The 10,312-nt window shown below is 68.0% G+C and carries 10 protein-coding genes; 5 read left to right on the forward strand and 5 right to left on the reverse strand.

Annotation, left to right across the window (positions count from 1 at the left end):
- The first annotated feature begins 59 nt into the window (after positions 1 to 59).
- From VGV37_RS05770 to VGV37_RS05780, 3 genes are all read left to right on the forward strand, one after another.
- A complete protein-coding gene (locus tag VGV37_RS05770) occupies positions 60 to 974 on the forward strand; it encodes an ABC transporter permease subunit (protein WP_326878692.1) in 915 nt (304 codons plus the stop codon).
- Entirely contained in the window at positions 971 to 1,804 is an 834-nt protein-coding gene (locus tag VGV37_RS05775; RefSeq protein WP_326878683.1) for an ABC transporter permease subunit, read from the forward strand. Before VGV37_RS05770 ends, VGV37_RS05775 begins: the two co-directional genes overlap by 4 nt.
- Before the next feature lie 165 nt (positions 1,805 to 1,969).
- The gene (locus VGV37_RS05780; protein WP_326878684.1) at positions 1,970 to 3,331 is read left to right on the forward strand and encodes an ExeA family protein; all 1,362 of its coding nucleotides are present in this window, start codon (positions 1,970 to 1,972) and stop codon (positions 3,329 to 3,331) included.
- Here the strand turns inward: VGV37_RS05780 and VGV37_RS05785 are convergent.
- The 5 genes from VGV37_RS05785 to VGV37_RS05805 all read right to left on the reverse strand — a co-directional run bounded on the left by VGV37_RS05785 (position 3,318) and on the right by VGV37_RS05805 (position 9,305).
- Entirely contained in the window at positions 3,318 to 4,181 is an 864-nt protein-coding gene (locus VGV37_RS05785) for a hypothetical protein (protein WP_326878685.1), read from the reverse strand. The two genes, VGV37_RS05780 and VGV37_RS05785, sit on opposite strands and share 14 nt — an antisense overlap.
- 132 nt (positions 4,182 to 4,313) lie before the next feature.
- Positions 4,314 to 6,176: an ABC transporter ATP-binding protein/permease gene (locus VGV37_RS05790; protein WP_326878686.1), complete on the reverse strand. Its 1,863-nt coding sequence runs from the start codon at positions 6,174 to 6,176 to the stop codon at positions 4,314 to 4,316.
- A 150-nt stretch (positions 6,177 to 6,326) separates the two neighbouring features.
- Complete coding sequence (locus tag VGV37_RS05795; protein WP_326878687.1) at positions 6,327 to 6,698, reverse strand: hypothetical protein; 372 nt, start codon at positions 6,696 to 6,698, stop codon at positions 6,327 to 6,329.
- A 45-nt stretch (positions 6,699 to 6,743) separates the two neighbouring features.
- Positions 6,744 to 7,931, reverse strand: coding sequence for a cystathionine beta-lyase (gene metC, locus VGV37_RS05800; protein WP_326878688.1), 1,188 nt, complete (start codon positions 7,929 to 7,931; stop codon positions 6,744 to 6,746).
- A gap of 87 nt (positions 7,932 to 8,018) precedes the next feature.
- Positions 8,019 to 9,305, reverse strand: a complete 1,287-nt coding sequence (locus tag VGV37_RS05805; protein ID WP_326878689.1) for an MFS transporter — start codon at positions 9,303 to 9,305, stop codon at positions 8,019 to 8,021.
- Positions 9,306 to 9,398: 93 nt separating this feature from the next.
- Here VGV37_RS05805 and VGV37_RS05810 point away from each other — a divergent pair, with 93 nt between their 5' ends.
- Together VGV37_RS05810 and VGV37_RS05815 are read left to right on the forward strand one after the other, a co-directional pair.
- Positions 9,399 to 10,004 carry a TetR/AcrR family transcriptional regulator gene (locus VGV37_RS05810; protein ID WP_326878690.1) on the forward strand — a complete coding sequence of 202 codons (606 nt, stop codon included), beginning with the start codon at positions 9,399 to 9,401 and terminating at the stop codon, positions 10,002 to 10,004.
- Positions 10,005 to 10,085: 81 nt separating this feature from the next.
- The coding region (locus VGV37_RS05815; RefSeq protein WP_326878691.1) for a MerR family transcriptional regulator at positions 10,086 to 10,312 on the forward strand (227 nt) is incomplete at its 3' end.

Consider the following 10,312-nt stretch of genomic DNA (forward strand, 5'->3'; position numbering starts at 1 on the left):
GGGCGCGACGAGCCGGTCTGGGTCTGCTGGTCCGCCGCCGCCTCGATCCTGGTCGATCCGTGAGCGGTTTCGTCGCTGCCGTGCGGGCGCGCCTGCCCGGGCGCAGGCTGGTTATCGCCGCGCCCTACCTGTGGCTCACGATCTTCTTCCTCGTGCCGTTTCTGCTGGTGTTCAAGATCAGCCTGGCCGACAGCGACACGACCATCCCGCCCTATACCGCGCTGTTCACCATGGACGACGACAGCGCGCTGCAGATCACGCTGCATCTCGATAATTTCCTGCGCCTGGTCAGCGACGACCCGATCTACCTGCTGGCCTACCTGAGCTCGCTGCGCAATGCGGCGGTCACCACATTGTTCTGCCTGCTGCTGGGCTATCCCATGGCCTATGCCATCGCGCGCACCCGGCCGACCGTGCGCCCGGTGCTGCTGATGATGATCATCCTGCCGTTCTGGACCTCGTTCCTGATTCGCATCTATGCCTGGATCGGCATCCTCAAGGACAACGGCCTTCTGAACAATTTCCTGATCTGGCTCGGGGTGATCGACACGCCGGTCACCATCCTCAACACCCAGACCGCGGTCTATATCGGCATGATCTATGCCTATCTGCCGTTCATGGTGCTGCCGCTCTACGCCACGCTCGAAAAGCTCGACGTCTCGCTGCTGGAGGCGGCGATGGACCTGGGAGCCCGGCCGCTGCGCGCGTTCTGGGCGGTGACCCTGCCGCTGTCGATGCCCGGCATCATCGCCGGCTCGCTGCTGGTGTTCATTCCGGCGGTCGGCGAGTTCATTATCCCGTCCCTGCTGGGCGGCGCCGACACGCTGACGATCTCGACCCAGCTCTGGAGCGAGTTCTTCTCCAACCGCGATTGGCCGATGGCCTCGGCGGTCACCGTGGTCATGGTGGCCTTGCTGGTCGTGCCGCTGATGCTGCTGCAGCGCGCGCAAGGCCGTGCGGCGGCGCAGCCATGAGCGGCACCTCGCTCACCGACGGCTTCGTGCGCGGCCGCTGGTTCCTGCCGACCGCGCTGGTGTTCGGCCTCGTGTTCCTCTATGGCCCGATCGTGACGCTGGTCGTCTATTCCTTCAACGAATCCCGACTGGTCACGGTCTGGTCGGGCTTCACCGTCAAATGGTACGGCTCGCTCGCCCACAACGACCAGATCCTGGATGCTGCGTGGCTGTCGCTCAAGATCGCGGTGGCAAGCGCCACCGGCGCGCTCGTCGTCGGTACGCTCGCTGGCTACGTGCTGTCGCGCTTCACGCGTTTCCGCGGCCGGACCCTGTTCGCCGGCATGGTCTCGGCGCCGCTGGTCATGCCCGAAATCATCACCGGCATCTCGATGCTGCTGATGTTCGTCGGCTTGGAACAGGTGATCGGCTGGCCGGCCGGACGCGGCATCCTGACCATCATTCTGGCCCACATCACCTTCTGCATGAGCTTCGTCGCCGTCATCGTGCAGAGCCGGCTCTCGGGCATGGACATTTCGGTCGAGGAGGCCGCCATGGACCTGGGCGCGCGGCCGGTCCAGGTGTTCTTCCTGATCACCCTGCCGCTCATGGCGCCGGCGCTCGTCGCCGGCTGGCTGCTCGCCTTCTCGCTCAGCCTCGACGACCTGGTCATCACCGCCTTCGTCTCCGGCCCCGGCTCGACCACCCTGCCGCTGGTGATCTTCTCCAAGGTCCGCCTCGGCCTCAGCCCGGAGATCAACGCGCTCGCGACCGTCATCATCACCGTGGTCTCGATCGGCGTGTTCTGTGCGGCGATGTATCAGTACAGGCGCGGGAAGAGCCTGGCCTGATGCTCCGAGCGGCCAGGGGCCGCGGCGTAGGCAAAGGACAAAAGCATCGCATCGCGGCCTCTCGTCCGTAAAATGACGCAGGCGCGCTCGGGGACCTGTCGAACCATCGGGCGTTAACCCTTTCGGTAGCGCCCGTCTGCGCTGGCATCTGTTTCAGGGGGGTCGATGTATCAAGCGTTCTTCGGCCTCAGCCAGATGCCGTTCGATGCGGTGGCCGACCCGTCGTTCCGGCTCGAAACCGCCGGGCAGCGCGGCGCCGTCGACGCGATTGCCGACCTCGTCCGGCGCCGGTCGGGGGTGATCACGCTCGAGGGCTGGCCGGGCGCAGGCAAGACCGAACTGCTGCACGCCTATGAGCGCGGCATCGATCCGGACCGGGTCTGTGTCCGATCGCTGCTCCAACCCGATTTCGACCGGCCGACGCTGTTGGCGATCCTCGGCGAAATGCTGGTCGGCCCGTTCGCGCCGGCACCGTCGTTCCTGGACCTGCAGAACCTGCTCGCCGCCCGGGACGGGTCGGGGCAGGCGACGGTGCTGCTGGTCGACAACGCGGAAGACTTGACCGACGGCGCCCTGCTGGCGCTGGGTCCGATCGCCGATCTGGCGACCGACGAGCGCTCGCTCGTGTCCATCGTGCTCGCCGTCCGCCCGCCCTTCGTCGGGCTGTTTTCCCGCCCGGCGGCGGCGGCGCTCGATCGTCGGGCCAGCGTCCGGGTCCGGCTGCCGCTGCTTACGCCGGTCGAGGCGCGCCTGCTGATCGAACATCGCCTGCGCCAGGCCGGAGCCGCCGATCCCCATGAGGTTCTGTCGACCGAGGCGATCGAGGCGCTGGTGGTCGAGGGCGGCGGGATTCCGCGCCGGCTGCTATCGCTCGGCGATCGGGCGCTGCAGGCCGGTTTCGCCCAGCGCCGCCTGCCGGTCGATTATGCCACGGTCGAGATGGCGATCCATGGCGGTGCCGCGCCCGGCGCGGCGCCCAGCCGGGTGCGGCCGCCGATCAGCGTCGAGCCGGGCGGCTTCGCCGGCTTCGGTACGGCCCGGCAAGGTCCCGTCGACCCGAGGCCCGCCGACACGGCGTCGCGGATGGCCGTTCCGGCGATGTTGCTGATCGTGGCCCTAGGCCTCGGATATTACCTGTGGAACCAGTCGGACGAGACCGTATCACCGCCAGCGCCTTTGGCAGCGGCGACACCGCCCATGCCGGTGCCGACGCCTTCACTCCCGGCCGAACCATCGCCGGTCGTCGCAGCGGCCCCGCCATCGCCGCCCGCAGCACCGAGCCCGCCGCCGGTCGTGCCGGCACCTGCCGCGCCGCGCCCCGGACCCGTCGAAAGTCCGGTCAATGTTCTGTTCATTCCGGCCAGCCCGGGCGACACGCTGCGCAAGCTCTATGGCTCGGCCTATCACACGCCGCGCTATCGGCCGTCGTTCGATCAGGTGCTGGCCGCCAATCCCGGGCTGGAGGCCGATCAGCCGCTGACGGCCGGCGCCCTCGTGGCCTTGCCGGGGCCGCTCATCGATCGTTAGGGCGTGCGGTGGCGATCCGCGCCGCCGCCTGTTTCTCCGTCTCGGACAGCCGGTCGCCCAGCAGGCGGCCGTTGGTCTCGGCCGCTTCGCGCAGGCGGGCCGGGCCGGTCGAGGCCGCGGCCCGCTGGTACCAGGCATAGGCCCGCGCCGGTTCGGCCGGTACGCCCAACCCATGTTCATAGGCATAGGCGAGATCATATTCGGCGAGCGGCTGACCCTGCCTCGCCGCGGTCTCCAGGGCGACGATGGCGGCGGAATCGGTGCTTTCCAGCCCGCGGCTGCGCCAGGACGCGACGACGCGGTCGAAGCTGGGCGACCGGTCGGGCTGAGCGGGCGGGTGTGCCACCGGCGCGGGGACCGGGGCGGGCGGAGTGGCGCGGACCGGCGTCGGCGCGGGCGCGGCGGGACGGGGCGCCGGTGGACGGGGCGGTGGCGGGAGCGGCGGCCCGGCGTCGGCGGCACCCAGCGCCGCCAACCGTTCGCGCGCCCGCGGCTCGCCGTCGGACAGCGCGCGACGATACCAGGCGATGGCGATGCCCAGATCCTGTGGCAGGCCGTCGGGACGCTCCGCACTCTCCGCCATCTCGCCCAGCGCGAAGGCGGCGGCGCTGGAACCGCCGACCGCGGCGGCCCGGTACCAATATTGCGCCTGGCGCACATCCCGCGGCACGCCGTGTCCGGTCTCGTAAGCCTGGCCCAGGTGGTAGGCGGCATCGGGGTCGCCTTGCTGGGCGAAGGCGGTCCAGCGGGCGATCGCGGCGCGGTAGTCGCCCGTCTTCGCCGCCATCGCTGCTTCCAGGTCCTCGGCATGGCCACGGGACACCGACGCCAGCGCCAGCAGCCCGACCAAGCCCAGCCATCGCCAGGATCGCCTCGTTTTCCCGTGTCGCCGGCCCGGTGTCATCGTCCGTTTCCACTCCTCGGTCGCTTCATCTCTTGAAGCGAACGCCGGAGAGCGTCAACCGTCTCCGGCGTCGCGGCTTCACGCCGGCTGGTAGAACGGCGGCGGCACCTCGATCGGCTGGCCGGCCTCGGCGGCTTCCTGCTGCTTGCGCCACATCTCGGCATAGCGGCCGTCGGCCGTGACCAGATCGTGGTGGCGGCCGCGTTCGGCGATGCGGCCAGCCTCGAGCACGATGATCTCGTCGGCGTCGATGATGGTCGATAGGCGATGAGCGATGACCAGGGTGGTACGGCCGCGGCTCACTTCCTTGAGGTTGGTCTGGATCTCGCGCTCGGTATTGGTGTCGAGCGCGCTCGTCGCCTCATCGAACAGGGTGATCGCCGGGTCCTTCAGGATGGTCCGCGCGATGGCGACGCGCTGCTTCTCGCCGCCCGACAGTTTCAGCCCGCGCTCGCCGACCGCGGTCTGGTAGCCGTCCGGCATGGCCAGGATGAAGTCGTGGATATGGGCCATGCGCGCCGCCTGCTCGATCTGGGCGGTCGAGGCGCCGGGTTTGCCATAGGCGATGTTGTAGGTGATGGTGTCGTTGAACAGCACCGTATCCTGGGGAACGATGCCGAGCGTCGCGCGCAGGCTGGTCTGGGTCACGTCGCGGATGTCCTGGCCGTCGATCAGGATCTGGCCGGCATCGACGTCGTAGAACCGGAACAGCAGGCGGCTCAGGGTCGACTTGCCGGCGCCCGACGGCCCGACCACGGCGACGGTATGGCCGGCAGGCACGGTGAAGCTGACACCCTTCAGGATCTCGCGGCGCGGGTCGTAGCCGAAACGCACGTCGCGGAATTCCAGCGTGGCGCCGGTGACCGCGAGCGGCAGGGCGCCCGGCCGATCCGCGATCTCGCGCTCGACCGACATCAGATCGAACATTCGCTCCATGTCGATCAGCGACTGCTTGATCTCGCGATAGACGAAGCCGAAGAAATTGAGCGGCTGGTACAGCTGGACCAGGTAGGTGTTGACCAGCACGAAATCGCCCAGGGTCATCGTGTGGTTCACGATGCCGACGCCGGCCATGTACATGACGATGGTCAGGCCCACCGAAATGATCGCCGCCTGGCCGATGTTGAGGATCGACAGCGAGACCTGGCTCTTGACCGCGGCGCGCTCGTAGCGCTGGAGCGCACTGTCGAACCGCGCGGCCTCGTGTTCCTCGTTGCCGAAATACTTGACCGTCTCGTAATTCAGCAGGCTGTCGATCGCCTTGGTGTTCGCTTCGGAATCGACCTCGTTCATCTGGCGGCGGTACTTGGTGCGCCATTCGGTGATCATCAGCGTATAGGCGATGTAGAGCGCCACTGTGACGAAGGTCGCCGCCGCAAAGCGCCAGTCGAACAGTTTCCACAGGATGGCGCAGACCAGGCCGATCTCGAACAGGGTCGGCAGGATGTTGAACAGCATGTATTGCAGCAGGGTCTCGATGCCCTTGGTGCCGCGCTCGATCGACCGGGTCAGGCCGCCGGTCTGCCGTGCCAGGTGGAAGCGCAGCGACAGCGCATGCAGATGGCGGAACACCTGCAGGCCCAGGGTGCGGATCGCGCGCTGGGCGACCCGGGCGAACACCGCGTCGCGCAGTTCGGCGAAGATCAGCGACAGCACACGGGCCGAGCCATAGGCCAGGATCAGCGCCAGCGGCACCGCCGTGATCGTGGCCGCGACCGATGTGGCACCATTGCCGGCACCGCCGCCCAGCGCGTCGATCGCGCGCTTGTAGAGGATCGGCACATAGACGTTCGCGGCCTTGGCCACGATCAGGCAGCAGACCGCGAGCACGACCCGAACCCGCAGGCCCAGCTCGCCGGGCGGCCAGAGGTAGGGGGCGAGCGTGCCGAGGGTGGCCAGGCTGCCACGGCGACGCGGCACGGCAGGCGAAGGGGCGTCCAACAATCGGTCCTTCCGGGAAGATTACCGTCGGGTAGGTGGCCCCGAGGCTCGGCGGATCAAGGGCTCACCCGTCCTTCCGGTGCAGCGGGAACCCAGCGCCACGCCCCTCCCGCCTGCGCGGGGATGACGGAATATGCAAGGACAACGGCACTACGGCTTCTTCGGATCCAGGTTGGGACTGCCGCCCAGCGGATTGCCGAACAGGTCGTGCGGCTGCACGATCGGGCCGTTGGCGGCGGGATCGGTGGGCGTCTGCTGCAGCATCTGGTTGATGCGCTGGGCATCTTGCCTGCTGGGCGGCGCGCTCGGGCGCGGCTGCAGTTGCTTGCCGTTGACGATCGGACCATGGGGCAGGTCGGCCGCGCCGGTACCGGGCGGCGTGGTGTCGTCCGAGGGCGCGCCGGTCTGCTGCAGGGTGGAGGTCGAGGTATGGGCGGCCGGCGAGGGCGTCTGGGCCAGGGCGCCGCCTGCCATCAGACCCGTGATCGCCAGGACCGCCACCTTTGCCGATATCGAAGCCATGATTTCCTCCACCGGTCTCTGTTCTATCTACGGCAAGATGTAGGATCAGGTTCCCGCCGATGCCAGACGGGCAAAGCCGGCTTCGAGATCGGCGATCAGGTCGGACGGATCCTCGAGCCCGGCATGGAAGCGCAGCAACTGGCCCGGGTCGTCCCAGGTGGTCGCCGTGCGCACCGTGCGCGGATCGTTCGGCATGACCAGGCTCTCGTAGCCGCCCCAGCTGGCGCCCATGCCGAACAGCTTGAGCCCATCCACGAACGCAGCCAGCGCCGGCCGTTCGACCGGGTGCAGCACGATCGAGAACAGGCCCGAGGAACCACGGAAGTCGCGTCGCCAGATGGCGTGGCCGGGATCGTCGGGCAGGGCAGGGTGCAGCACGCGGGCGACCTCGGGCCGGGCTTGCAGCCAGCGGGCCAGCGTCAGGCCGTTCTCCTGGCTGCGCGCCATCCGCACCGCCATGGTGCGCAGACCGCGCTGGGCCAGATAGAGGTCGTCCGGCCCTGAGCAATTGCCGAGCGCCTGGGCGGTCTTGCGCAACAGCGGCGCATCGTCGCCACGACCCAGCACGACGCCGATCATTACGTCAGAATGGCCGGTGACATATTTGGTCGCCGCCTCGACCACGACGTCGACGCCATGGTCGAACGGGTTGAAATACAGCGCGGTTGCCCAGGTATTGTCGTTCATCACCTTGGCGCCGCGCGCATGGGCGACGGCGACGATCGCCGGAATGTCCTGCACTTCGAAGGTGAGCGAGCCGGGCGACTCGGTGACGATCAGGCTGGTCTCCGGCCGCATCAGGTCGGCGATGCCGGCGCCGACCGTCGGATCATAATAGGTCGTCGTGACGCCGAATTTCGCCAGCACGCCGTCGCAGAACTTGCGGCACGGATAATAGGCGCTGTCGCTCACCAGGATATGGTCGCCGGCCTTGGTATGGGCCATCAGCCCGACCGAAATCGCCGCAAGGCCCGACGAGACCGCGACCGCGTCGTCGGCACCATAGATCTCGGCCATCGCCTGTTCGAACGCCCGGCTGGTCGGCGTACCGAAACGACCGTAGACATAGCCGTCGTGACCCGGCTTGAACACGCCCTGCCACGCGTCGAGCGTCGGCTGCAGGATGGTCGACGCGTGATAGACCGGCGGATTGACCACGCCGTGATTGTCGTGCGGCGAGCGCCCGGCATGGGCGAGACGGGTTTCGATCTTGGTGTGCGGGTCGGCGGACATGGGGCCTCGGGCGTGCAGTCTCGGATGCGGCTGCCATGTCACCACGAACCGCCGGGCGATGCCACCCCGCCCGGCGACGCTCCGCCGCTATTCCGCCGCGTGGGCGACCGGCTGCAACCGGCCTTTGCCTTCGCCCCGCTTGACGCCGATGAACAGCACCATGATCGAGGCGCCGAGGCAGAGGCAGCCCGAGATCATGAAGGCCTGGGTGTAGGAGCCGAGGTCGGTGCGCAGCAGCCCCGCGCCGAACGCGGCGAACGAGGCGCCCAACTGATGGGCGGCGGCGATCCAACCGAACATGATGCCGACGTTTTCCTTGCCGAACGCGTTGGTCGCGAGCCGTACGGTGGGGGGCACGGTGGCGATCCAGTCGAGCCCGTAGAACACGGCGAACAGCGACAATCCGGCGAAACTGAGGTCGAACGAGAAGGGCAGGAACAGCAGCGACAACCCGCGCAGCCCATAGTACCAGGCGAGCAGGTAGCGGTTGTTCCAGCGGTCGCTGAGCCAGCCCGACAGCGTCGTGCCGAAGAAGTCGAAGATGCCCATGGCGGCGAGCAGGCTGGCGCCGGTCACTTCGGGAATGCCGTGGTCGATGCAGGCCGGGATCAGGTGGGTCCCGATCAGTCCGTTGGTGCTGGCGCCGCACACGAAGAAGCTGCCGGCCAGCAGCCAGAAATCGCGCGAGCGGAAACCGCCGATCAGCGCGTTGATCGCGCGGGCCGCCGGGTTGCCGGTCACCTTGACCGGCGGCTCGACGCCTTCCGGTTCGCCATAGGCGCGCAGGCCGACGTCGCCCGGCCGGTCGCGCATGAAGATCGCGACGATCGGCACCATCACGGCTGCGACGCCGGCGACGGTGAGCGAGACGGAGCGCCAGCCGTACGCCTCGGCGAAGCTGGCCAGCATCGGCAGGAACACGAGCTGTCCGGTCGCGGTGCTGGCCGTCAGGATGCCCATGACCAGGCCGCGCCGCTCGGTGAACCAATGAGCGACGACCGTGGCGCCCAGCACCATGGCGGTGACGCCGGTACCGCAGCCGACGATCACGCCCCAGAACAGGATCAGCTGCCAAGGCTGGGTCATCAACGGCGTCAGGGCGACGCCGAACGCGATGACCGTCAGGGCGCACACCATGGTCCGGCGGATGCCGAACCGCTCCATGATCGCGGCAGCGAACGGACCGATCAGGCCGTAGAGCAGAATGTTGACCGCGACGGCGCCCGAAATGGTGGCGCGGCTCCAGTGGAACTCGTCTTCCAGCGGCACCATCAGCACGCTCGGCGTCGAACGCACGCCGGCCGCCGCCAGCAGGGTCAGAAAGGTGATCGCCGCCACGATCCAACCATAGTGCAGATTTTTCAGGCGCCTCATCGACCACTTCCCCATTCATGCTCGCCGGGCTGGTAATGTGAGAGACAGGTCTGTATCATGTCAACCGTGATCAACGACAGGACGGCATGTGGCATGAGCGGGGCTCGCAAACTGGTTCCGGAACCTTCGATCGACAAACCCACCGCCCGCGACCGGATTCTGAATGTCGCGAGCGACCTGTTCTATCACCAGGGCGTGCGCGCGGTCGGGATCGATACCATCATCGCGGCGGCCGGCGTCGCCAAGATGAGCCTCTACCGCGCGTTTCCGTCAAAGGACGATTTGGTCGCGGCCTATCTCGAAAAACGCAATCTGGAGTTCTGGGAGCGCTGGGACCGGACGATCGCCGACTATCCGGGCGATCCGCGCGCGCAGCTGGAAGGGCTGCTCGACGCCATCACCCAGCGCACGCTCTCCGAGGCGTATCGCGGCTGCCCGTTCCTCAACACCGCGACCGAATTCCCCGGCTCGACCCTGCCGGCCGACACGGTGATCCGCGCCCACAAGCGCGTGGTCAACGAACGGCTGCGCGCCATGGCGACGGCGGTCGGCGCCCGCGATCCGCAGATGCTGGCCGACCAGCTCCAACTGGTCATCGACGGCGCCTACAGCGCCGGCCAGGCCCTTGGCGTCGAGGGTCCGGCCAAGGCGCTGGCGTCGGCCGGCCGCGCACTGATCGCCGCCGCGGTCGACGCGTAAATCCGCGAAAAATAACCGCTTGACTTAGAGCGCGCTCTAACTTGTAGAAGTCTCAGCGTCGTGACGGAAACAGGTTGGAACATGAAGATCGGGGACCTCGCCAAGCGCACAGGCATGAGCACCCATACGCTCCGCTACTACGAGCGGATCGGGTTGCTGCCGTATGTGCCGCGGTCGTCGAGCCAGCGGGAATACGACGAGAGCATTCTGCCGTGGATCGAATTTCTGGGGCGTCTCAAGACGACCGGCATGCCGATCCGCGACATGGTGCGCTATGCCGGCCTGCGGGCGAAGGGTCCGGTCGGCGA

The organism is Aliidongia sp. (genome assembly GCF_035943795.1).
In the GTDB taxonomy this organism is placed as follows: Bacteria; Pseudomonadota; Alphaproteobacteria; order ATCC43930; family CGMCC-115725; genus Aliidongia.

Coding starts and splice junctions, on each gene's coding strand:
- VGV37_RS05775 (WP_326878683.1), top strand. CDS start 971: ATGAGCGGCACCTCGCTCACCGACGGCTTCGTGCGCGGCCGCTGGTTC.
- VGV37_RS05780 (WP_326878684.1), top strand. CDS start 1,970: ATGTATCAAGCGTTCTTCGGCCTCAGCCAGATGCCGTTCGATGCGGTG.
- VGV37_RS05795 (WP_326878687.1), bottom strand. CDS start 6,698: ATGGCTTCGATATCGGCAAAGGTGGCGGTCCTGGCGATCACGGGTCTG.
- metC (WP_326878688.1), bottom strand. CDS start 7,931: ATGTCCGCCGACCCGCACACCAAGATCGAAACCCGTCTCGCCCATGCC.
- VGV37_RS05805 (WP_326878689.1), bottom strand. CDS start 9,305: ATGAGGCGCCTGAAAAATCTGCACTATGGTTGGATCGTGGCGGCGATC.
- VGV37_RS05810 (WP_326878690.1), top strand. CDS start 9,399: ATGAGCGGGGCTCGCAAACTGGTTCCGGAACCTTCGATCGACAAACCC.